The 24,051-nt window shown below is 37.0% G+C and carries 23 protein-coding genes and 1 pseudogene; 14 read left to right on the plus strand and 10 right to left on the minus strand.

The window, feature by feature from the left end; genetic code table 11:
• Positions 1 to 35 precede the first annotated feature (35 nt).
• Together F928_RS08665 and gbsB are read right to left on the minus strand one after the other, a co-directional pair.
• Complete coding sequence (locus tag F928_RS08665) at positions 36 to 470, minus strand: acyl-CoA thioesterase (protein ID WP_005073822.1); 435 nt, start codon at positions 468 to 470, stop codon at positions 36 to 38.
• A complete protein-coding gene (gbsB, locus tag F928_RS08670) occupies positions 470 to 1,627 on the minus strand; it encodes an iron-containing alcohol dehydrogenase (RefSeq protein WP_005073824.1) in 1,158 nt (385 codons plus the stop codon). Before gbsB ends, F928_RS08665 begins: the two co-directional genes overlap by 1 nt.
• 341 nt (positions 1,628 to 1,968) lie before the next feature.
• Here gbsB and F928_RS08675 point away from each other — a divergent pair, with 341 nt between their 5' ends.
• From F928_RS08675 to F928_RS08685, 3 genes are all read left to right on the plus strand, one after another.
• A complete protein-coding gene (locus F928_RS08675; RefSeq protein WP_029767006.1) occupies positions 1,969 to 2,298 on the plus strand; it encodes a YcgJ family protein in 330 nt (109 codons plus the stop codon).
• A 289-nt stretch (positions 2,299 to 2,587) separates the two neighbouring features.
• Entirely contained in the window at positions 2,588 to 2,818 is a 231-nt protein-coding gene (locus F928_RS22510) for a hypothetical protein (RefSeq protein ID WP_005068773.1), read from the plus strand.
• Positions 2,819 to 3,050: 232 nt separating this feature from the next.
• A complete protein-coding gene (locus tag F928_RS08685; RefSeq protein WP_002115171.1) occupies positions 3,051 to 3,599 on the plus strand; it encodes a cysteine hydrolase family protein in 549 nt (182 codons plus the stop codon).
• 279 nt (positions 3,600 to 3,878) lie between these two features.
• Here the strand turns inward: F928_RS08685 and F928_RS08690 are convergent, their stop codons facing one another.
• A complete protein-coding gene (locus F928_RS08690; protein ID WP_002115170.1) occupies positions 3,879 to 4,346 on the minus strand; it encodes a winged helix-turn-helix transcriptional regulator in 468 nt (155 codons plus the stop codon).
• Positions 4,347 to 4,408: 62 nt separating this feature from the next.
• Here F928_RS08690 and F928_RS08695 point away from each other — a divergent pair, with 62 nt between their 5' ends.
• From F928_RS08695 to pldB, 5 genes are all read left to right on the plus strand, one after another.
• Entirely contained in the window at positions 4,409 to 4,636 is a 228-nt protein-coding gene (locus F928_RS08695) for a tautomerase family protein (RefSeq protein WP_005073831.1), read from the plus strand.
• Positions 4,637 to 4,892: 256 nt separating this feature from the next.
• The gene (locus tag F928_RS08700; protein ID WP_002115216.1) at positions 4,893 to 5,396 is read left to right on the plus strand and encodes a low molecular weight protein-tyrosine-phosphatase; all 504 of its coding nucleotides are present in this window, start codon (positions 4,893 to 4,895) and stop codon (positions 5,394 to 5,396) included.
• Positions 5,397 to 5,415: 19 nt separating this feature from the next.
• Entirely contained in the window at positions 5,416 to 6,450 is a 1,035-nt protein-coding gene (gene murB / locus F928_RS08705; protein WP_005073835.1) for a UDP-N-acetylmuramate dehydrogenase, read from the plus strand.
• Positions 6,451 to 6,454: 4 nt separating this feature from the next.
• Positions 6,455 to 7,579 (plus strand): YdcF family protein, encoded by a 1,125-nt coding sequence (locus F928_RS08710; protein WP_002115205.1) that lies wholly within the window; start codon positions 6,455 to 6,457, stop codon positions 7,577 to 7,579.
• Complete coding sequence (gene pldB / locus F928_RS08715) at positions 7,579 to 8,607, plus strand: alpha/beta hydrolase (protein WP_002115207.1); 1,029 nt, start codon at positions 7,579 to 7,581, stop codon at positions 8,605 to 8,607. Before F928_RS08710 ends, pldB begins: the two co-directional genes overlap by 1 nt.
• Before the next feature lie 56 nt (positions 8,608 to 8,663).
• On the opposite strand, the gene F928_RS08720 is transcribed toward pldB, so the two are convergent.
• From F928_RS08720 to F928_RS08730, 3 genes are all read right to left on the minus strand, one after another.
• Positions 8,664 to 9,158 carry a hypothetical protein gene (locus F928_RS08720; RefSeq protein ID WP_002115218.1) on the minus strand — a complete coding sequence of 165 codons (495 nt, stop codon included), beginning with the start codon at positions 9,156 to 9,158 and terminating at the stop codon, positions 8,664 to 8,666.
• A 62-nt stretch (positions 9,159 to 9,220) separates the two neighbouring features.
• On the minus strand, positions 9,221 to 10,276 hold the full coding sequence (gene cbh / locus F928_RS08725; protein WP_002115231.1) for a linear amide C-N hydrolase: 1,056 nt from the start codon (positions 10,274 to 10,276) through the stop codon (positions 9,221 to 9,223).
• Between the two features lie 209 nt (positions 10,277 to 10,485).
• Positions 10,486 to 12,159, minus strand: a complete 1,674-nt coding sequence (locus F928_RS08730) for an FMN-binding glutamate synthase family protein (RefSeq protein WP_002115187.1) — start codon at positions 12,157 to 12,159, stop codon at positions 10,486 to 10,488.
• A gap of 682 nt (positions 12,160 to 12,841) precedes the next feature.
• Between F928_RS08730 and pru the strand changes: the two genes are divergently transcribed.
• The 6 genes and pseudogenes from pru (at position 12,842) to F928_RS08755 (ending at position 20,003) form a co-directional block, all read left to right on the plus strand.
• Positions 12,842 to 13,372, plus strand: a complete 531-nt coding sequence (gene pru, locus F928_RS08735) for a Csu type fimbrial protein (protein ID WP_002115184.1) — start codon at positions 12,842 to 12,844, stop codon at positions 13,370 to 13,372.
• A gap of 82 nt (positions 13,373 to 13,454) precedes the next feature.
• On the plus strand, positions 13,455 to 14,162 hold the full coding sequence (locus tag F928_RS08740; RefSeq protein WP_002115167.1) for a fimbrial biogenesis chaperone: 708 nt from the start codon (positions 13,455 to 13,457) through the stop codon (positions 14,160 to 14,162).
• 40 nt (positions 14,163 to 14,202) lie between these two features.
• A pseudogene (locus tag F928_RS0103700) lies at positions 14,203 to 16,610 on the plus strand (fimbria/pilus outer membrane usher protein).
• Positions 16,601 to 17,629 (plus strand): Csu type fimbrial protein, encoded by a 1,029-nt coding sequence (locus tag F928_RS08745; protein ID WP_002115712.1) that lies wholly within the window; start codon positions 16,601 to 16,603, stop codon positions 17,627 to 17,629. The pseudogene F928_RS0103700 and the gene F928_RS08745 overlap by 10 nt, the downstream one beginning before the upstream one ends.
• 548 nt (positions 17,630 to 18,177) lie before the next feature.
• On the plus strand, positions 18,178 to 19,344 hold the full coding sequence (gene hcaT / locus F928_RS08750; protein ID WP_174435330.1) for an MFS transporter: 1,167 nt from the start codon (positions 18,178 to 18,180) through the stop codon (positions 19,342 to 19,344).
• Between the two features lie 155 nt (positions 19,345 to 19,499).
• Positions 19,500 to 20,003: a hypothetical protein gene (locus tag F928_RS08755; protein ID WP_002115710.1), complete on the plus strand. Its 504-nt coding sequence runs from the start codon at positions 19,500 to 19,502 to the stop codon at positions 20,001 to 20,003.
• A gap of 54 nt (positions 20,004 to 20,057) precedes the next feature.
• On the opposite strand, the gene accC is transcribed toward F928_RS08755, so the two are convergent.
• From accC to impB, 4 genes are all read right to left on the minus strand, one after another.
• Entirely contained in the window at positions 20,058 to 21,425 is a 1,368-nt protein-coding gene (accC, locus tag F928_RS08760) for an acetyl-CoA carboxylase biotin carboxylase subunit (protein ID WP_002115704.1), read from the minus strand.
• Between the two features lie 17 nt (positions 21,426 to 21,442).
• Entirely contained in the window at positions 21,443 to 21,862 is a 420-nt protein-coding gene (gene accB / locus F928_RS08765) for an acetyl-CoA carboxylase biotin carboxyl carrier protein (RefSeq protein WP_000354611.1), read from the minus strand.
• A gap of 17 nt (positions 21,863 to 21,879) precedes the next feature.
• On the minus strand, positions 21,880 to 22,335 hold the full coding sequence (gene aroQ / locus F928_RS08770) for a type II 3-dehydroquinate dehydratase (protein ID WP_002115614.1): 456 nt from the start codon (positions 22,333 to 22,335) through the stop codon (positions 21,880 to 21,882).
• 235 nt (positions 22,336 to 22,570) lie between these two features.
• The gene (gene impB, locus F928_RS08775) at positions 22,571 to 23,896 is read right to left on the minus strand and encodes a Y-family DNA polymerase (RefSeq protein WP_031945753.1); all 1,326 of its coding nucleotides are present in this window, start codon (positions 23,894 to 23,896) and stop codon (positions 22,571 to 22,573) included.
• Between the last annotated feature and the right edge of the window lie 155 nt (positions 23,897 to 24,051).

Consider the following 24,051-nt stretch of genomic DNA (forward strand, 5'->3'; position numbering starts at 1 on the left):
AAAAAGAGGAGCTTATTTCTTTTTGCCTCACTTTTTTATAATAAGAAATTCTCTAAAACCTTACGGACTGACTCGGATATTGGAACAGTCTTGCGTGTTTCGCGATCAACAAACACATGCACAAAATGTCCTTGAGCTGAGGCTTGATCTTGACCTTGTTTAAAGATTGCTAACTCATAGCGTAGAGAAGTCGTGCCGATTTTGCCAATCGCAACACCTACTTGAATAATCTCAGGAAATGATAACTCTTGAAAAAAGCTACAAGCTGAGTCGACGACTAAACCAATTGATTTTGCTTCATGAATATCAAAACCTGTTTTTTGAATCAGTAAAGCATTGGCTGCTGTATCAAAATAGCTATAGTAGGTCACATTATTTACATGACCATAGATGTCGTTATCTGCCCAACGCGTTTGAATGTCTAAAAAGAACTTAAATTGATCACGGGTTTTTAAAACTGGTTTAGTCATCAATGAATCGCCTGATAAATTGCCAAAGCAGCGGCTTCTGTCATGTCACGTGGGTTATTTTGTAGTAAACGGGTTTGCAACATGGCATCTTGAGCAAGTCGAGGTAAACTGGACTCATCAATACCCAAATCACTAAGTCTTAAAGTCAAACCACTACGGTCTAAATGGTTCTGCATATGGTCAATAAACAGATCACATAAACCATCGGTGCTGCCATTACTGTATGGGTCGAGCCATTGTATAAGCTCTGCATAATATTTTTTTGCATTTGGGGCATTAAACTTTAATACTTCGACCAACACTAAGGCGTTGGTATGACCATGCGACAAATGAAAATGTCCACCCAGTGGATAAGCTAAAGCATGTACCGCAGCAACGGGCGAGTTTGCAAAGGCTTGACCCGCGAGCATTGAACCGAACAGCATGTTTTGACGTGCTTCTAAATCATTACCATCTTTAAGAACTTTCGGTAAGTTATGGTTTAGTAGCTTCAAAGCATTCTTAGCTAAAATATCGGTGTATATATTCTTCTTGTATTTAGAAGTATATGCCTCAATGGCATGTACCATCGCATCAATACCTGTTGCAGCGGTAATATGTGCTGGAAGGTTTTGAGTAAAAGTAGCATCAAGAATCGCAGTGTCGGCGTAGAGTACTGGAGAGACAATCCCCATCTTTGTCGTCTCACCTGTAGTGACAATTGAGATTGGCGTTACTTCTGAGCCTGTACCGGCTGTAGTAGGAATTAAAATAAGGGGTAGGCGAGTTGTGGTGACTTGGTTTACGCCGTACATCTCTTGCAAACTTTGAGTCTGGTTAGGGTGGGCGAGTAAAGCAATAACTTTTGCAACATCTAGAGAACTACCACCACCAAAACCAATAATGACATCAACATTTTGCTGTTTAGCGTAATTGGCTGCATCTAGTACTACTTGTTCAGGTGGATCAGCTTGCACATCAGCATAGATGACATATTCAATGTTGAGGTTATCTAAAATTTGCAGGATGGGACGGTGTAATTGATTTTTAACCATGCCTGCATCGGTGACTAGCAATAACTTACGGTAAGCATTTGACGACAAAACATTCTGTAATTCTTGTATAGAGCCTAAGCCAGAGATGATATTTGGAACAGTTTGAAATTGAAAATGGCTCATATACATTATTTCCTTATTTTTGAACATTATTGTTGAATGGTTCTATAAGATTCTATCTCCGAATAAGTTAGCATAAGAAACTTTAAAATAAAGTAGTTCTGAAGTGACTATGCTTTTCTTAAGCCTTGTGCCAACCATAGATAAATACTTTTTTGCAATGTTGGGTCCGACATGTAAGTGAGGATTACCAAGATATTTAAAGGCTCGTCGAAAAGTGGGCTTTTTGTTATTTATAGGGTTCTGTAGATTTTCTGGCAAGCTTCTAATTTATATAATGCCTTAACAATTTATAATTTTATCGGTTCTAAAAAGTGAAAATTTCTAAAACTTTACTCAGTATTATGGGATGTACGTGTTTGATGCTTAGCTCTGCAGCAATCGCGAAAACCAGCTCTAGCGTATATTCGCCTACAAAAGGTGTAATTTGTGACAAATATATTTGTGCTGACAAAAAAGGTGTTTCTAAAAAGCTTACAGCTAAATACTTAGGCACTTATAAAGCGAATAAAGCCTTCTCTCAAGGTGATTTTGATACTTCAGCGTTTACGCTCTCAAATGGTGTGTTCTGTGATACTAAAACAAAACTATGCCATGTCGATCGATACTTTGAGAATGGGCATCGCAGTAAAATTGATAGAAAAATGACAGATAAGCTTTTTAAAAATAAATAATTTTTCTATTGCAGAAATGAGGTAAATATCTCTGATAGATGAGTCTATAAAAGTAAAATTAAATCGCAAAAGACCCCGCTAACTATCGACTAATAGCGGGGTTTTTTATTATTAAGTATTTCTGTAATATCAATTTAATAGTATAGGGTGAAAAAATACTAAATGATAAGGGGTAATAATTAATAAGGGAGGGTTTAGTTTTTGGTAGGATCTTTTCTGATTGGGAAGGAAAAAAGGATCTTTTTATTATTAAGAAAAAACATAATTTTTAGGTGGAATTTAAATAGTGATGTACACAATTAGATATGTTCATCGGAACAACACTTACTATATCGCTTCGAACAACGAAGGAAATTTTATTATTCTTGAGTCACTTGATTCAGAGTTTCGTATGGGCCACCAAATTTCATATGATGGTGAAAAAGTATTTAATCTGACACTAAATGATGAAACGGATGCAGTCATTAAACTTGAGAGTAACGAAAAAGGAGCCTATGAGTACTTACATTCAGTTAAGTAAATAAGCTTTGTTTTTTGAGAAAAAACTATGGTATGTTTATTTGCGCTTTAATGATGAGCAAGTTTAATTCATGAACTGTTTACTAAAGAAAATCAATACAACCACCACGACCTACAGAAAAGGCTGCGTGTGATTTTTTATTAGAGCGACTTAATAAGATAACCAAACCCAGCCAATAATGGCTGGGTTTATTTTTCTCTGCACATTATTGGTTTTTTTACAGAGAAAGATTATGGATAAAAGTCATAACTCAAAATCAGCTTTACTCGTTATTGATATGCAAAATGGCCTATTCAAAGGAGAGCTAAAGCCGTATAACCATCAAAGTGTACTTTTAAATATTCGTGAGCTTATTGAGTATCAGCGCTTAAATAAGAGACCAGTTATTTTTATCCGTCACGTTGGAGCAAAAGGTACTCCATTAGATCCAGACGGTGCTAATACGCAATTGATAGCAGAATTATCTTTTAATCCAGATATAGATACTGTCATTGAGAAAATATACCCTAGTAGTTTCAAGGGTACTGTTCTAAAAGATTGGTTAGAAAAACTTGATGTTGATCAAATCATAGTTACTGGCATGAAAACTGAATATTGTATTGACTCTACTATTAGAGCCGCTTCAGAAGTGGGATATAAAGTAACTTTAATCTCTGATGCACATACTACATTTGATTCTATGCATTTAAGTGCTCAGCGTATAATTGATCACCACAACCAAATTTTTAACAATGCTTTTGCTAAGGTAATAACTACAGAAGAGTTTATAGATGAGTTTTAATTTAGAAACAAAACAGTAAAGCCAAGTGCTTGTTTTGGAGAGGCTGTGTAGCCTTAGAAGGGCGCGGTACAGGAGGCTTTGTTAAATACTGTTATTGGAAGGGCTTTTTTATTCTTAAGTATTTCTGTAAGATCCTTCCGTTGCTTTAAACAACAATAAACCTGAATGATCAGCGCAAAAGTCATAAGGGGAAAGCCTACTTGAAAGAGTAGGCTTTTTTTATTTCTTTATAAAAGCATACTGAGGACTTTATGATCAGAGTAGCTAATTTATAAAAATTTATTTTTTGCAATGAATGAGCTTAAGTTCCAAATTCTTAAAATCTATAACTTGATTAGAAGGATCAACAAGTTTTAATTTAAGTTCATCATCAGTACTCTTATTAAAAACTTTCACCACATCTTTACCAGATTCAATGAAATTACCGCCAGACTCAAGCATGGCGAGTAAGACAATATTTAGACTTTTGCCTTTTTTAGTGAGTAAGTATTCTTTACGTTCTCGCTCACCAACTTCTTTATAAATTGATAATTCAAATATTTCTAATTGGATGAGATGCTTTAGACGATTAGATAAAATTTGCTTTGATATGCCTGTATTTTCTAAAAAATCATTAAATTTTGTTACCCCATAGAAGGCTTCTCTTAGCAAGAGGATCGTCCATCTGTCATTCAATATTTCTGTAATTTTGAAGATCCCACATACATCTACTGGAAATTTATGATCTGGAATAATTTGATTTGACATCAGTGGGAGCTCCAATTAGTATGGGTCTATAATTTAGACCTAGCATTAATTCAGGTAGCATTATGCCATTTATAAATATACAAACTATAGAAGGTTTACTAGATAAAGATAGTAAGGCTGAGCTTTTCAAGCGAATTACGGATTTATTTGTAGAAATAGAAGGAAAGGGAAATCCTGCTTTTCGTGAACATGTTTGGATAAGAATTGATGAGCATCCTCCTGAACATTGGCAGTTAGGCAGCTTCAGGCCTACGAAAGAAATGATTGAATTAATCACTGCATCAAAGTGATGTTTGTAAAGCCCTATAAATTAGGGCTTTATTTTTATTTAATTACTACAAAAATACAAGATTAGCTAATTTATCGTCTGATTTATCAACTTTTAATCTATTGATAAACATTATTTTCCTTTTCAACCCAAGGGAGTTTTGACAAAATGCAACAAGTCACAATGGTCAATTTGGTTCTTATAAACTTATAGTCTGTTAAGATTGTGCATGATCCCGTTTATTTTTATGTAATTCAAATGTTTGGAAGTAATTTCTAATGGAAACACAATATAAGGTGTTATGTGTCTGTTTAGGAAATATTTGCCGTTCTCCCACGGCTGAAGTGGTTTTTAGACATTATTGTGACGCGCATCAACTCAATGTTATTGTCGATTCAGCTGGAACGAGTAATTATCATCCAAATAAATCGCCTGATCAGCGTAGTCAGTTGCATGCCAAAAAAAGGGGTTATGACCTATCATCTTTACGTGCAAGACAACTTTCAACTCAAGACTTTTTAGAGTTTGATTTGATTTTGGCAATGGATCATCAAAATTTTGAAGATATTCATGACGTGTTGCAAAGAGCCGTTTCCCAATTTGGCGCACATCAAATTCGTGCAAAAGTAGCTTTAATGAGTGAGCATGATCCTGAATACCCACAACAAGCGTTGCCTGATCCTTATTATGGCGGTGCTGATGGTTTTGAACGTGTACTCAATCAATGTGAGTCCAGTAGTTTGGCGTGGGTCAATATTTTAAAAAAACAATTGAATGTTTAAGAATAGGTTTTTCAATACAATGCAAATTCAGAATCAAGTACAGCTTAAGCCATTCAATACTCTAAGTTTAGATGCAACTGTTTCTCACTATACTAAAGTTGGCAATATTCAAGATATTGAAGCAGCTTTAGAGTTTGCTGAGCAGCATCAGTTAAATGTACTTGTATTATCGGGCGGTAGTAATATGTTATTACCGCAGCAGATCAATGCTTTAGTGATTCATCTTGATATTCAGGGAATTGAAGTTTTATCAAACGATGATGATTTTGTGCGGGTTAAAGTAGGCGCAGGCCAAGTCTGGCATGATTTTGTTTTATACAGCACTGAACAGAACTGGTTTGGTTTGCAAAATTTAGCCCTTATTCCAGGATTAGTCGGTGCTTCACCCGTACAAAACATTGGTGCATATGGGGTAGAGGTAGGTGAGTTTATTGAGTCAGTACAAGTGTATGACCGTAAATTGAAGCAAACTCAGACAATTTTAGCGGCCGACTGCCATTTCGCCTACCGCCATAGTATTTTTAAAGATGATCCAAACCGTTACATTATCACGCATGTTACTTTTAAATTGCTTAAACAGCCGCATTTGAAACTTAACTACGGCGACTTGAAACAAGCAGTTGGAGACAATCAGACTGCCGAAAATTTACAAAATCAGGTCATCCATATTCGTCAAAGTAAACTTCCTGATCCAAAAGAGTATCCAAATGTCGGGAGTTTCTTTAAAAATCCGATTGTTAAACCTCAAGAGTTTGAACGCTTAGTCACACAATTCTCAACAATTCCACATTATCCTCAAGCTAACGGAAACGTTAAAATTGCAGCAGGATGGTTAATTGATCAGGCGGGTTGGAAAGGGAAGCAACTCGATATGGTAGGGATGTTCCATAAACAGGCATTAGTTCTGGTGAATTATGCCAATGCATCTCTAGCTGATGTAAGGAAAACTTATCAGGCTGTACAACATGATGTTGATCAGCTTTTCCATATTATGTTAGAACCAGAACCTGTGCTTTATAACAGTTTAGGTTTAATTGAAAATCATACGGAATAGTTTTATGCCAAAAGTACACTTAATGGTACGTTTAGTACAAGTAGTCACCGTGCTATTTGTACTATTAGGCTGTTTCGTGGTTTTTTTATATTCGCCATTTTATTCAAAACTTATTGTAGCTGGGCTTAACTATTTTGTACCTGTTGATGTTAATCAAGTCGCTGCTGAGAGCCAAAGACAGGCTGCATTAAGTGAGCATGATAATTTAGAGCCGGGTTCAAATTTATGGATCGCTCGTCAGGCCTATTTAAAACTGACAGAGCAAGCGTTACGTGAAAAAAGAACATCTGATCTGACCTATATTCAAGAGAATTATAAAGCCTTGCAGCAAATTATTCTTTTAGAAGAAAAGGAACAGGATTCAGAAGAACAAGCAGCATCTGTAACGGTTCCTTTAGTCGCTAAAAACTCAGAAATTGATGCCGCAGATGAGGCGAGTAGTCCTGTTGACGAAGCACTTTTTATTAATAGTTCTGAAAATAAAGCGCTTACTGAACAATATACAGAGTTTTTAGCAAGAAAACCTGTGGTACCAGAGCATCAAAAAGCTGTCAGTGAACCTGAACAAAAAGTCGAGTATGTGCGTAAAAATCCATTACCAGTACAACCTAAAAAGTTATCAGAGCCTTATGCAATTGTTGTGTTGGGTGGCGGATTAACCTTAGATAAAAATGGTAAGGATATTGTTGTTAATGGCTATACGCGTTTGCGATTAGAAAAAACTTTAGAAGTTGAAAAACAAAATCATTTACCTATTGTGCTTAGCGGTGTAGAAGCGCCTTATATGCAAGCTTGGTTAAAAGAACGCGGTGTTGATGCAAAGCTATTAGAAAAGCGCAGTATGAATACATGTGAAAATACTCGTTTTAGCTCTTTATTGCTTCAGAAAAAAGGCGGGGCACCAACAGTCATGTTGGTTACAGATGAATATCATATGCCGCGTACACGCCGACTTTTTGCTTTAAATGGTATAGAAACTATTCCTGTTGTAGCTCCAATGCCAACTCCACTGACACGTTGGCAACCAAGTGTGCAAAATTACGATCATAGCCGCCGTGCAAATTATGAATTACTTGCGACAATTCGTGACATGTTGTTTGGCTCAAGTGATTGTCGAGAGGTTCCTTAATGTCAGATATTCCATTTCTCAATCCTGCCGTATTAAAACAATTAGATTTACCTGTTCCTAATCGTGATCTTACGCCGCAAGTTTTGAGTCCACTTAATTTAAACACATTAGAAGAACCTTCTCGTGATTTGCTGGCCTATCGCAAATTGTATGGTTTACATTTACTTGAATGTGACCATTGGCAAGGCTATGTCCAAATGCCTTTATTCCGTTTGCATGTGCAAGTTTTCAAACCCAAAGTAGAAAAAATACAAGGTACTGTTTGTTTATTACATGGCTATCTTGAGCATAGCGGTATTTACCAGCCAATTATTCGTGAAATTCTTGAGCAGGGCTTTAGTATCATTACTTATGATTTGCCGGGGCATGGATTAAGTGATGGTTCACCAGCCAGCATTAAAAACTTTGATCATTACCAGCAAGTTTTGATGGCTGTTTATCAATATGTGAAACATGCAGATCAGTTACCTAAACCATGGGTCGGTATTGGTCAAAGTACGGGTGGAGCAATTTGGATGCATCACTTATTAGAATATGCTGAAAAACGCCAAGATCCGATTGTAGATCGAGTACTTTTACTTTCTCCATTAATTCGCCCTGCAAAAACCGCGTGGTGGCATAACCCCGTTGGATTAGGCATTATTCGCCGTATTAAGCGTCAGGTACCAAGGCATTTTAGACGTAATAATCATAATCCTGAATTTTTGCGTTTTATTCGTTTAAAAGATCCTCTGCAACCTCGAATGATGGGCATGGACTGGATTTTGGCAATGTCAAAATGGATGCAAGAAATGGAAGAGCGACCTGCTTGCCGTATCCCAGTCTGGCTTGCACAAGGTGCTCTCGATCAGACGGTTGATTGGCGTTACAACATTGAATTTATTCGTCGTAAATTTAGACTCCAGACGTTGTTAATGCTTGAAGAAGGCTCTCATCAATTAATTAATGAACGTGCAGATATACGTGCGGCATTAACAGGATTGATTCCAGCCTTTTTGCATGCAAAGCCAAAACATTTTTATTATTAGAAAAATAATGCATCTATCCAAAATTCTAGATAGATGCATTATTTAATCTTTGTAGTTTATTTTGAATTTTGATAAAGCTGCATAAAGTTTTTATAAACCGAAGACTGCTTTTGTGGACTATACATATTGCGCTCGATTGTTCCTTTATCTGTTTTGATTAAAACATTCACATTTTGAGCATTTTTAAATTCTTGTAGGAATTGACTTGGAATAACAAAGTAAGTGGTTGAATGTTTAGGTACTAATCGGCTCACATTTGTCTTTTCAGTGGCTTGAGCTGGTTCGTAATTGAATCGTTTGCCATCAATATCAAAAGTCAAAGCGTTAATATCATAAAAGTTATAACTACTACTTAAATGAACATCTACTCGAAGCTGATTTTTTTGATTTTCGTTCCATTTAACCAATAAGCTTGGGCATAGTTCAGTTGGTGAGCAGTTTAGTTGACCAGCTGTCTTTACCTCTTTAGGAGCTGGTGTACTAACCTGTGTGGTGCTACACGCTGCAGTAAGTAGACATGAACCTAATAAGAGTAGAGATTTCTTCATCATATAAATTCCAAGATCGTATGTTTAATATTATTTATACTAAGAGTAATAAATTTTGACATAAATTAACGCGTAGTTGGACCTAAAAATACAAATGGTTTTGCAATTTTAAAGGAAGAGGTGGCATCACCTGCATAGATATGGCTTTGATCGGGTCCTAAATCAAGTCTACGTGTTTTACCATCTTTAAAGTTAATCTTTTTCAAGTCGACCCAAAATACATTTGGTGAGAGGGCAGATTCAAAAAAGTAGAGCATTTGTTTGTGGTCGGCAACAGTTCGCCAACGAGTCGAGGAAATATTAGGTTCTTCTTGAGTATTTAACCCATAGGGAACAGATGCATTGCGAATCACACTAAATACAGAAGCTTGTGCTTGTTTTGTATTATCATTTTTAGGAATAGCATTAATGTAAAATGATGCACGTGCAAAGCGATCAGATGCTCTGTTAGTACCGGGAAGCATAATTGTTCCGCCAATTTGCTTCCAATATTCAACAAGTGCAAGTTGTTTGTCGAAAGTAGGTGAATTGGTCATGACTTGATAGCTTCGGCTATGGTGAATCACTTGTTTTCCACCAATATATTCAATAATTGCACTATCACCTGTTTTATCAGAAATAGATAAATGTAAAGTGGTGAGCCGTGTTTCACCGGGAACATTGTCGGTAATAATAGTGTAGGGTTCTTTTTCTAAGGCCTTAACGGCTTCATCTACAGTTGCAAAATTATCGAGTATATATTGAGCCCATGCTGCAATACTTAATAAAGGCTTATCTGTCTTTTTTGCATTTGGGTATTCAGACTCTACTAGCCATAAAATATTAGCAACTAAACCTGCTTCATTCATCCCATCTGTTGTTGAAACTTCATAACCTGTAGCAATTACACTTCCATATTTTGACGTCCATTTTATTGAGTTGGGACCAGCACTACCGTCACGGCTAACTCCGCTTGGCATAATCCATAAGTTGGTACCTGTATCAACCTTCCAGTCCATTGAGCGAGCGGTAATAATATGTTGGTTATTACCTAAATATACGGCACGTGTACAAGCAACAGCATAGCTACTTAAGCCTACAGCGATTGCAACAAAAGAAGAGATGAATGTTTTTTTCAACATGATGAGGTACCTTCTTGTTATAAGCATAAAAATTTTTATTAAATAAAATTAAAATGTGTACGTTATTTATACTTTTATATTAGGTGAAAAATCTATTAAATACAAATTAAAAGAGGCGTAAAATTTAAGCAAAAATCACATATTAGGTTTAAATCTGGAAGAGCATCACACTATAAAGGTGATGCTCAACTTATAAAAATTAATATAAATTAAAAATGATTGGCATCAGCCATATTCCACATTCGATAGTAGAAATTATCATCGTCATTATTAAGTTCAGATTGTAAAAGTTCACCTTCTTTCAAGAAAAAATGCAACTGAGCATAGTTCTTAATTTCACGGTCATTTACTCGCTGAGCCAAATGATGAGCTTTAATATCAGAAGGATGACGTAAACCTGCTGCAGCAATCATTTCTGATAATGCATGCAAGGTATTTTTATGAAAATTAAATACTCGTTCTGCTTTGGTTGGTACATCAATTGCTTTTTGACGATCTTTGTCTTGAGTCGCTACACCCACAGGGCATTGGTTGGTGTGGCAGCTTTGTGCCTGAATACACCCAACTGCAAACATGAAACCACGTGCTGAATTAACCCAGTCTGCACCGAGTGCAAAAGTGCTAGCGATATCAAAAGCACTAATGATTTTACCACTTGCGCCAATTTTAACTTGATCTCTTAGTCCTGCACCGACAAGAGTATTATGGACAAAGCGTAAGCCCTCTCGTAATGGGGTACCAATATTGTCACTAAACTCAATTGGTGCTGCACCAGTACCACCTTCGGAACCATCTACAACAATAAAGTCAGGAACAATTTTTGTTTCAAGCATTGCTTTAACAATACTCATGAATTGCCAAGGTTGGCCAATACACAGTTTAAAACCAACTGGCTTGCCGCTAGATAATGTTCGCAGCTTCTGTAAGAAATGCATCATTTCAATTGGGGTAGAAAAACTAGAATGCTTAGCAGGAGAAATACAATCATGATCGCGTGAAACGCCACGGATTTGAGCAATTTCTTCGGTAATTTTATGCTTAGGTAAGATACCGCCATGGCCCGGTTTTGCACCTTGTGAAAGCTTTAATTCGATCATTTTGATCTGTGGCAATTGAGATTGTTTAGCAAATTTTTGCTCGTCAAATTTTCCATCTAGGGTACGGCAACCAAAATAACCACTGGCAATTTGCCAAACAATATCTCCACCATTTTCGAGATGATAAGGGCTTAAGCTACCTTCACCAGTATCGTGATAAAACCCACCTAATTGCGCTCCTTTATTGAGTGCTCGAATTGCATTGGCACTTAAACTACCAAAGCTCATGGCAGAGATATTCATAATGGATGCGCTATAGGGTTGAAGGCATTGCGCATTACCCACCTGAATGCGGAAGCTTTTTGGATCAGCTGGTGGGCAAGGGCTTATTGAGTGGACAATAAAGCGGTAATTCTCTTGATAGACATCAATAATTGAGCCAAAAGGTTTATCTGCATTTTCGTTTTTAGCACGTTGATAAACTAAGCTTCGTTGCATGCGAGAAAAAGGTAGAGCATCTTGATCCGCTTCAATAAAGTATTGACGAATTTCGGGGCGTATATCTTCAAACAAAAAACGAAAATGTCCCATAATTGGGTAGTTTCTTAAAATAGAATGTTTATTTTGTAAAACATCATAGAGGCCTAATAGGCTTAAAGCGCCTGTAACTACCCATAAACCATTAAGGAGAGTATCAGAAATAAAATAATAGATACTATGAGGGGTATAGACGGTTCGAAACCATGTGATGCTGAGCGCAGTAAAAATACATAAAAACCAGAGAGAATGGCGTGAAAAGAATGTATTGAGAAATTTATGTCGAATGATTTGTGCTGGACTCGCCATATTGGAACAAATTCCTAATGTTTTACTGATACATACCTTGCCAAGAAGGAACTAAAACCACAAGTATGGAATTGTTAGCTTAAGGACGGTATAACAAAATCCAAAGATTATTGGGTTTGATTTTTCATTTAATTTTTAGAAATAGTTGAGCTAGCAATACATACTTTTTAGTAGTGAAGACCTGCCACTAGTCATTGAAATCTCAAAAAAATTATAAAGATGTGATAAAACACTTAGATTTCTTATTCATAAAGTATTATTTTCTTATTCATTTAAAATATATAGAATAATCAGGTGCTTACTTTTTATTCTTATTTTTTTGACCAAACTTTAAAAAAATATAAAATATGAATGTTGATGGTAAATTTTAACTAATGAAAAATTAAAATTTTTTAGAAAAACTAATAAAAATATAAATGAAATTATCGAAACTTAATAAAAAGAGTGGGGCCAACCATAAAAATTTTTATAATTGAGAAATCAATCAAAATTTTGATTATTAATTGATATTTGGAATGAAACAAATATTAGTGTTTTTGTTGTTTTTTTGTATTATGCGCAACTAGTAGAGTAAAAAAATAACGCTTTGAAAAAACAGTCAGAAGAACTAGTGATTGTGATGGGGAAGGCTAATTTTTACATCTATTAATTTTATTGGCGTAATGTAAAAAGGTTTTTAACCATGAATAAGTCTCTCATTTGTTTATCAGCAATTGCTATGGGTTTAACGTCTATCAATGTTGCAAATGCAGCTAACGCAACCGGTACACTAACTGTTAAAGCAACGATTACAAACAGTTGTGTTCTCAACACTTCTGCAACAGGTACTACGTCAAATGCAATTTTAGACTTTGGTACGTTAAGTTCGCTTGCAAGCAACGTAGATGCAGACACCACAACAACAGGTGGTACTGCAATTAAAGTGTTATGTAACAACACTGTGCCATGGACTTTGGCTTTTGACGCAGGGAAAAATGCTCAATCGACACAACGTCGTATGATTGGTGGGGCGGCTAGCAACGAATACATTCCTTACAACCTTTTCTCAGATACTAACCGTGCAACAGCAATTGGTATTGCAACAACTGCATATAGCGGTACTGGTACTGGTGTAGCACAAACAGTTAACGTCTATGGTCGTATTCCTGCTGGCTCAACTTTACCAAGTGCAGGTAGCTATGTTGACACTGTGACTGTAACAGTGACTTATTAATTTTTAATAAGTTTTATTGCGTCATCGCTAGCTCTTTTTAAAGGAGCTAGCTCAATTTGAGAAAAGTAGTTCTGGGCAAATCATGAAAAAAAATATCTTTGTTGTGACAAGTTTATTATTATTTTTGCCTAGTATGCTAAATGCAGCATCAATCCGCCTTTCACCTGTTAGTGTTGAAATATTGAGTGATCAGGCTGCCTCTTCCATTAGTTTATATAATCAGTCAAATGAAAGCGCTGATTTGCAGGTGCGTGTATTTGAATGGAGACAAAATGCTGGTCAAGATCAGTTAATCCCTACGGATGAGATTGTAATTAGTCCACCATTTTTAAAACTACAGCCTAGTGACTCTTATAACTTACGTGTAGTTAGAATTAACCCAGAACTTATTTCTGGTGAAAAAACTTATCGTATTATTATTGATGAGTTACCAAAACCAATTGATAGTCGTAAAGCTGATCAAGGGGTTAACGTACTACTACGTTCGTCATTACCTGTATTTGTAGTGAATAAAGATGCGATTACTAAACTGAATTGGTCAATACAACAAGAACAAAATAACGCTTATCTCACCATAAGTAATGTTGGTAATCGACATGCGCTTTTAAATAACTTAATACTTGTGGATACAACAGCAAATAAAAGCTATACCATTAAAGTAAATACCGTGAATGGTTATATTCTTGCTGGGAAAGCGAGAAATTTTAATATTAGTCCTGATTTTAAATTTCAAGCAGGTCATAAATATAATATTTTATTAAATATTAACGGTAAGCAAACATCTCTTTAAAGAGGCACATATGAAATATATCGTAAGTGCCTTATGTGTTATGTACTTGCCGATTCATGCCGCTGCTGAATCATTACAAGATAGTACCAATGCTGTCTTACCAAGTATTCCCGAAGTTCCGAATTCTGCTCATCAGGCATTTGGTTCTGATCAGGGATATGTACAGCTATTTTTAAATATTTCTGTTAATTCAAATGTTTCTAAAGATTTAATATCGGTACGGCAGGATCAAGATAGAAAATTATATATCCGCTCTCGTGATTTAAAAACTTTAAGACTAAAAATGGGTGAACATATCCTAGATAACCAGTGGGTGTGTATTAATGATCTAAACGGAATCCAGTTTAAATATCTGGAAAATGAGCAATCTCTAAACTTAAAAGTTCCGTCGAACATGTTAACGGGTTACTCAGTTGACTTAAATGGCCAGCAGATCACTAGCCCACAATTGCTAAAGATGAAACCCTTAAATGCAGCCATTCTGAACTACAGTCTGTATCAGACTATGACCAATGACGAGAACGTTTTCTCAGGTACGGCAGAGGGGATCTTTAACAGCGCAATCGGTAACTTTTTTTCAGGCGTTTTATATAACGGTAGTAATGAAAATAGTTATAGCCATGAAAAATGGGTGCGCCTAGAAAGTAAGTGGCAATATGTCGACCCTGAGAAGATCAGGATATATACCCTAGGGGACTTTATTTCCAATAGCCCAGATTGGGGCAGTAGTGTCCGTCTTGCCGGTTTTCAGTGGTCGAGTGCTTATAGCCAACGCGGGGATATTGTCACCTCGGCACTCCCGCAATTCTCTGGCTCGGCAGCACTGCCTTCAACCCTAGACTTATACGTCAACCAGCAAAAGATTTATTCAGGACTAGTCCCATCTGGTCCATTTGATATTAAACAGCTTCCATTTATTTCAGGAAATGAAGTCACCCTTGTGACTACCGATGCAACGGGTCAGCAGAGCATTACCAAAAAGCCGTACTATTTTTCATCGAAGATTCTGGCAAAAGGCATTAATGAGTTTTCAGTAGATGTTGGTATTCCGCGTTATAACTATGGACTCTATTCAAATGATTATGATGATGCCACCTTGCCTCAGGTGCAATTCGATATGGTTATAGCAACTCACTGACTTTAAGCGGCGGTGCAGAGGCTTCGACAGATGGCCTGTCCAATCTCGGCACAGGATTTGCCAAGAATATTTTGGGGATTGGGGTGATCAATGCCGACATTGCAGCGAGCCAGTATAAAGATGAAAACGGTTACTCTACCTTGCTGGGTTTAGAAGGGCGCATCAGTAAGAACATTTCATTTAACACCAGTTACCGCAAAGTATTCGATAACTATTTTGACCTAGCCCGTGTATCTCAAGTGAGATATTTAAAAGATAACCAGATCAATGCCGAGTCACAGAACTACCTGAACTACAGCGCACTGGCCGATGAGATTTTTAGGGCGGGGATTAACTATAACTTTTATGCAGGCTATGGGATTTATCTGGGCTATAACCAGATCAAATATAGTGACAACTCCTATAAATTACTGTCTACCAATTTAAGTGGAAGTCTGGACAAGAACTGGGGCTTTTATGCATCAGCGTATAAAGATTATGAAAATCACAAGGACTATGGAGTTTACTTTGCGCTGAGATATACCCCGTCCAGTAAAGTGAATGCGATCACGAGTGTATCTAGTGACAGCGGTAGCCTACGGTATCGCCAAGAAATATTCGGTTTGTCAGAACCACAAATTGGTTCATTTGGCTGGGGGGGCTATGTTGAAAGAGATCAGGATGCCAATGAAAACAATGCATCGGTCTATGCATCTTACCGAGCACGAGCGGCTTACCTGACGGGACGCTATAACCGATTTGGAGACAACGATCAGGTTGCAGTTTCGGCGACGGGATCATTGGTTGCGGCGGCGGGACGTATCTTTGCGGCCAATGAAATTGGAGATGGCTACGCAGTTGTGACCAATGCTGGGCCACAAAGCCAAATTTTAAATGGTGGTGTTAATTTAGGTACGACCGATAAGTCTGGCCGATTCTTAATTGCAAATTTAAGACCCTACATGTCTCATCACATCTACCTAGACCCATCATATTTACCTTTAGAGTGGGAAGTTAGCTCTACGAATCAGACAGCGTTTGTGGGTTATCGTCAAGGAACTTTGGTTGACTTTGGTGCTCATCAGGTCATTTCAGGATTAGTGAAACTGGTTGATCAAAACAACTCACCATTAATGCCAGGTTATACCGTTCGAATTAATGGTCAGCAAGATGGGATGGTTGGGTATGACGGTGAAGTGTTTATTCCAAATCTATTAAAGCAAAACAAACTTGAAGTTGATCTTCTAGACCATGGTTCATGCCAAGTTGATTTTGCCTATAAAAATACGCAGTACAGTACTAAAAAATTGGGGCCTTATGTATGTCGATAAATATTGCTAGCTTTAACCAGCCGACAACTTTTAAAGGTCTTTCATTTATCCTGAAATATTTTTTGGGAATGAGCTTGCTATGCCTGATCTTTACATTTTTTAACTCTGCCTATGCAACTTGCACACCTACAGGGACAACTTCTGGTACATACACATACACTGCCGCAACAATTAACAATGATGCAGTTCTGACATACACGGGAACAATACGTTGTTATGGGGGACGTACAACACCAGAAATTTCAGGTTATATGTGTATGAAAACCGTCTTTACTGGAACAACGAGTAGTAATAATAATTTTTCATTACCTTACACCGTCACAGCAACTGTAGGTGGAGCAGGGTCTTCTACCACTAATCAAAATTCGAATATCTGGTATGGTCCAGTAAGAACAGTCGCTTCAAATAATGTTATTAGTTACTCTGTAAATATAAAAGTACCTGCCCGAACAGGGTCGCTCATGGCATACCCTAAAGGAACTTATACTGGTACGGTTCAGCTATTTTGGGACATGCAAGCAAGCTCTAGCACTGTGTGTGAGGGGGATAGTGGTGGAGGTTGGGACTCGGGTAATACCACTATAACTGCTAATTATGTTGTGCCAAGTTTGTGTCAAATAGATTCAACATCAAATGTCGATTTTGGAAATATTAATGATATTGGTAAGACTACTCGTGATTACACAGCTCAAGGGGTGGTAAATACGACCTGTAATAATGGACTGCCATATAGTATTTATTTGGGGGATGGGAATAACCGTATTGCCGGTGGCTTTAGGCAGATGACAAATGGTGGTGGTCAGTACATTCAGTATCAGTTATATCAGAACTCGAATTATAGTGCGGTATGGGATACTACTGGTGGTGTAAGCGCAGTTGGAGGTTCTGGAGGTGTTTCTAAAACAGGTTCGGGTAATTCTCAGGGTACAAATGTCTATGGAAAAATTCCGCAAGGTACCACTATTTCAACAGCTCCGGGTAATTACTCAGATGCGATAGTTGTTACAGTAACTTATTAAGAATTTATTGGAATTTTATGTTGAGTATATTTTTAGGATTTGAGTTGAACACTTAGCATTTAAAAAGTGGTCTATAAATTTGGTGTTTAATTGTTCTAATTTAAAAGAAGCAGCTAGGTTTTTAAAAAGTAGGGGTGATAAGTGGTTAGCGGTAATGTTGTTTTAGGATGAGTAAAAACAGAAAAAGACAAATTAAAAAAATAAGAAAAAACATCTGATAAATATATACCTTATGAATATTAAATGTATTTTTACACAAGTTAACAGATTGTACAAATTAAATTACAGTTCTCTTTTCTTTATTTATTCTTTCTTATCAATAAAAAATACTTATAGAGATAAGTCGGTTCTCAATAATTTAATGATTTGTATTGGAAAACAAAGTGTTAAAATTGAAAGGCTGAGATGCTCTGATATGTTTAATTGTATTTTATTCGGTGAATCTACGAATCGAAATTTGTGGATGCTTAGTAGTACTAAAGACAAATGGCTACATGCGTGACAGCTATCCCGAATTTTAACCTCATGAAAATACAAAGGTTTATAAATTGTTTCAACCACTTACTATCCAAACTCGACTCGGTGGATTCTACTTTTTCTACTATTCCATTGTAGGTACATTCATGCCGTATTGGAATTTATATCTTCAAGATCAGGGATTTAATTATCAAGAAATTGGTGTTTTATCATCAATTGCGATTGTAACTCGTTTTTTTGCGCCTTTAGTTTGGGGTTGGATTGCTGATAAATCTGGTAAGCGGATGTTGCTTGTTCGGATAGCAACTTGGATGGAGTCATGTATATGGTTGGCTATTTTTATAGTGCCAAATACTTTTCAATCAGTTGCTTTGCTTATGCTTATTTTTAGTTTCTTTCAAAATGCGATTTTAGCTCAATTTGAGGGAGTGACTTTATTTTGGTTGGGTGATCAAAAAGCTAAACTCTACGGCAAAATTCGTAAGTGGGGATCGGTTGGGTTTATTGTTGGGGTATTCACTATTGGGGCTATTTTAGAAATAGTGCATATTTCAATGCTCCCAATTTTACTATTAATTATCTCGTCTCTAGCGTTTATTTGGTCTTTCACAATCCGCGAACCTGATAGCGCGCCTACTTCCCAAAAATATTTAGAACCTTTATTTCCTGTTCTTAAGCGCCCAACAGTGGCTGCATTTTTTGCAATTGAATTTATTCTACTTTTTTCACATGCGCCTTTTTATAGTTTTTATAGTAATTTTCTGAAATCTTTGAATTTCAGTACGACTGAAATTGGATTTTTATGGGCCATGGGCGTTTTTGCTGAAATTTTTATGTTTTCAATTGCCTCAAAGATTTTTCAACGTTTTTCGTGGCGCAGTTTAGTGATAGTGTGTCTGCTAGTGACGAGCATACGTTGGATGCTAGTTGCAGTATTTTCACATTATTTTATTGGTCAACTTTTTGCGCAGTGCTTACATGCCTTTAGTTTTGGTTTATTTCACTTGATCGCAATGAGAGTTATTTTTCAAAACTTTTCTGCTGGACAGCAAGGGCGTGGACAAGCACTTTATAGTACCATGTGGGGGTTAGGTGTAGCTTTCGGTAGTGTTCTGGCTGGGCATTTCTGGAAAATTCTTTCTGGTGAACTCATCTTTATGTGTGCCAGCGTGGTTGTGCTCTTAGGTTTGTGCTTTGTAAAGTGGCTTCCGAAACAAGTCGATTCTTCAACTACCTAAGCCTGAGATCATGCAAAACAAAGAATTTATATTGAAAAAAGCAAGTAAATATAAAATTGTTTGATGACTTGTTGTGACACGTTACAGTTGAAAAATATTGTTTTTATATGGTTATGGAGCAGTGATTTTGTCAAAAAATATGCTAACTTAACTTCATGCGTTTAATGATTAATAAATCTATGAAAAATATTTATATTATTGGATTATTGTGGGCTTGTTCTGGTTTAGCTGTGGCAGAAACGGCTACTCAACAGCCAGCTGAACAACCCGTTCGGACTGCAAGTAATCCTAATGCTATACGTATTGTTACGCGCCCTGAAATTATGGGATTGTGGGGAATGGAAATTCCAAATAATAAGAAATGTGTGGAATATTATAACTTTCGTAGTAGTAATGATGTAGTGATCAAAAGCGGTCAGGAATGGTCTTATGGTATTTATGAATATCAACCATCTGATGACCCTAAAGAGCAGCTAGCCGCTTTAGTAATGCAAATTAAATTTGATAATAATAAAGTAGATTGCTCTGGTCAGAAGCAAGACCAAACAGGTGATGTCTCACAATATTTTGTACAATGGAAAAACGACCATACAATCAATTTCTGTTCAACGGCTAAGGGTGAGCAGTGCTTTGCGACTTTACGTCGGGTATTACCATAAAATTATAGATATAAAAAAGCCTCTTATTTAAGAGGCTTTTTTCTATGAAGTATATTATGCAGTTTCAGCTTTCTTTTCTTCGACTTGCTTTAACAAGTGTTTTTCAAGGTAATGGATATCCATTGCTTGAGAGCAGAAACTCTTATCTTGCAAAATAAGATCTTTATGTAGAGGAATATTTGTTTTAATTCCCGTAAGGATCATTTCATCTAGCGCTTGACGCATACGAGCAATTGAAGTTTCACGGTCTTTACCATGAGAAATCAATTTAGCAATCATAGAGTCATAGTAAGGTGGAATGCTGTATTCTGGGTAGATATGAGAATCTAAACGAATACCAGCGCCGCCTGGCGCATAGAAACTTTCAATTTTACCTGGTGAAGGTAAGAAGGTTGTAGGATCTTCTGCATTGATACGGCATTCAATTGCATGTCCTTGAACTTTGATATCTTCTTGTTGAAGCTCTAGTCCTAGGCCACCAGCAATGCGTAACTGTTGTTCAATAATATCGACACCGGTAACCATTTCAGTTACAGGGTGCTCAACCTGAACACGAGTATTCATTTCAATAAAGAAGAATTCACCGTCTTCAAATAAGAATTCAAACGTACCAGCACCACGATACTGCATCAACTGACATGCATGAACACAAGCTTCTAAAATATCAGCTCGAGCTTGCTCTGGTAGGTTTGGTGCAGGTGCTTCTTCTAGTACTTTTTGATGGCGACGTTGTAATGAACAGTCGCGGTCATATAAATGAATTGCATGACCATTACCATCACCAAGAACTTGAACTTCGACATGGCGAGGTTTTTGTAAGAAGCGTTCCATGTAAACGGTATCATCACCGAACCACATTTCTGCATCGCGCTGCGCTGCTTGAACTGATTCAAGTAGTGTATCTACACGCTCAACAATACGCATACCACGACCACCACCACCAGAAGCCGCTTTAACAATAAGCGGGAAGCCGATTTCTTTCGCTTCTGCCAAGGCATTGTGGATGGTTACTGCATGGTCGCAACCTGGTACAGTAGGTACGCCAGCTTTTTTCATGGCAACAATCGCAGAAACTTTATTCCCCATAAGGCGGATATGTTCTGGACGTGGACCAATAAAAGTAAAGCCTGAGCTTTCTACAATTTCAGCAAACTCAGCATTTTCTGAAAGGAAACCATAACCCGGGTGAATAGCATCAGCACCGGTAATTTCTGCAGCAGTAATAATTGCCGGGATATTTAAATAGCTATCACTACTTGCGCCCGGACCAATACATACTGCTTCATCAACAAAACGTAAATGCATCAAATCCTTGTCGGCATCTGAATAGATACCAACAGTCTTGATTCCTAATGTTTTACAAGCCCGGGTAATACGTAAAGCGATTTCACCACGGTTTGCAATTAAAACTTTTTGCAACATAGACGTCCCCGGGGTAATTACGCGCGATAACGGAATAAAGGTTGACCGAATTGGATAACTTCACCATTTTTCACTAAAATTTCTTCAATCACGCCACTTTGAGTTGCTTCAATTGGGTTCATGATTTTCATTGCTTCAATAATACCCAAAGTTTCACCAGCAGATACTGTTTGGCCTACTTTAACAAATGGTGCTTCACCTGGGCTTGGAGCAGCGTAGAACACGCCAACCATTGGAGAAGTTTCAACTGCTCCACGCGGTGTTTTTGCAACTGGTGCTTCTGCAACAGGAGCAGCCGGAAGTGCTACACCAGCCGCAGCAACGACAGGATTGCGACGAGTTAAAGCGATTGATTGATCACCTTCTTTAACTTCGATCGCTTGCAAGTCAGACTCAATCATTAAATCGATGAGTTTCTTAATTTTGCGGATATCCATGGGCGACTATTCCTAAACTAGTTTGGGTTAGATGGTTGAATTTTTTCAATAGCGTAATCGAGCGCAAAACGATAGCCTTTTGCACCTAGACCACAAATCACGCCAATTGCTTTATCAGATAAATAAGAATGATGTCTGAATGCCTCTCTTGCATGGACATTAGACAAATGAACTTCAATGAATGGAATCGCAACGCCAAGTAGGGCATCACGTAGAGCAACTGAAGTGTGGGTGAGGGCAGCAGGGTTAATAATAATAAGTTTTACGCCTTCAGTTTGTGCCTGATGAATACGATCAACAATGGCACCTTCCCAGTTGCTTTGAAAAGTATCTAATGTGATTGAAGCTTGTTGAGCTTGGCTAATAAGTTGTTGGTTAATATCATCTAAGGTAAGATGACCATATACTTCTGGTTCGCGTTTTCCCAGCAAATTCAAATTCGGTCCATGAATCACCAAAATGGTCGAACTCATTCAGATTGCTCCAGCTCTAAAGTTGCAAATATTCTTTGCAAGATGTCTGCAAAGTTTGCTTATTATGGCATATGTTTCTACAATTTTTTTATAATTTGTTTTCATCGTCGCAGAAAGGGTATACCAAATTCGGCTTATATATTGTAAATTTTGCGATGATTTAGCAATGTTAAAAAATGACAAAATTTCAAGTAATTTAATGGAGCTTATTTTAAACTGAATTGACAAAAACAGTTCATGTATTTTGTGTAACGGCTATAGAGTTCTCTCCAATCACCAATAACTCATTCCATCGAGTTAGATAATTTTTTGAACGGTGGGATTGTTTCATGTGCCAAGATGGATTACGGGAATGATAACCGACTTGTAAATAGTGACTGCCAAATCGGTTACGAACTGTGCTGAGGGTTTGCATTAATTGTTGTCTTTGCTGAATCAACTCAAGAGGTTGCCATAAATCATCAATATGATGTTGACGAGGATGCAAACCACAAAATAAAACTCCAATCTTTATATATTTTTTATTTTCTTTATATAAAACATCTATTTGCTGCATGGCTGCTTTTGTTAATATGCATAAATCATCTGTTGCATAATTTAAGCCTATCGCTTGAGAAGATGCTTTTTTATAAGGTGGTTTATCTATTTTTTCATAAAGCATGACTTGAACGCAGGCACAGAGCTGTTCTTGTTTCATTAAACGGCGATGAGCTCGGTTAAGATGAAAAATAAGTGCTTGCTTAATAATTTCAATACTGGATAAAGCTTGAGCGAAACTACGTGATGCTAAAATTCGTTTGGTGACAATTGCAGGATCGTCGAGTTGAATACAGGATTGGCCTTTTAGCTCACGAATGGTACGTGCCATAACCACAGAAAAAGCTTTTGCTAGATGATGCTCATTGGCAAAAGTTAAGTCTAAGCATGAATAAATCTCATAGCTACCTAATTGTTTGACTAATTGATAGCCAATTCCCCAGACTTCTTTGACTGGAGTGTGTTGCATGAGGTCTTCAAGAAGCAGAGGATCTAAAGTAGTGAAATTACAAATTCTATTAAAGCTTCTAATTTTTTTAGCATAGTGATTGGCTAATTTTGCTTGAGTTTTTGAATATCCGATGCCAATACAACAGGGTAAGCTTAGCCATTCTTCTAAGGTTTCTACGACTTTGACACAATAAGAATGAATATCTAGAGATTGAAGGTAAGGGGTAAGGCGAATAAAACATTCATCTATAGAATAAGCTTCTAAATCATCGGGCGAGAAAAACTCACCAAGAACTGAAAAAAAGCGACGTGACATTTCAGCATACAAAGTGTAGTTGCTTGAATAGACGTGTACACCTGCTTGAAGAGCTTCTTGTTCGATTTGATACCATGGAATACCCATTTTGATACCCATATTTTTTGCTTCTTCACTACGTGATACAACACATCCGTCGTTATTAGAAAGTACTACGACTGGTAGGCCAATAAGTTTGGGATTAAATAGTCGCTCACAACTCACATAACAATTATTAATGTCTACGAGGGCGTAAATTTCGCGGTGTGAGATTTCCATTATGATTTGCCCCATGAAAAATATTGGTAAAACTACATATTGATATTGTTTTCATAAACACAGCGATGAGGGGTGTTGGATGAAAAAGTTGCATCTTGAATATGTAACAAAATCAAGTTAACAAAATTTTTAGCAGAATGCTAGGGTGGTTCTGT

The organism is Acinetobacter pittii ATCC 19004 = CIP 70.29, assembly GCF_000369045.1.
Classification (GTDB): Bacteria; Pseudomonadota; Gammaproteobacteria; order Pseudomonadales; family Moraxellaceae; genus Acinetobacter; species Acinetobacter pittii.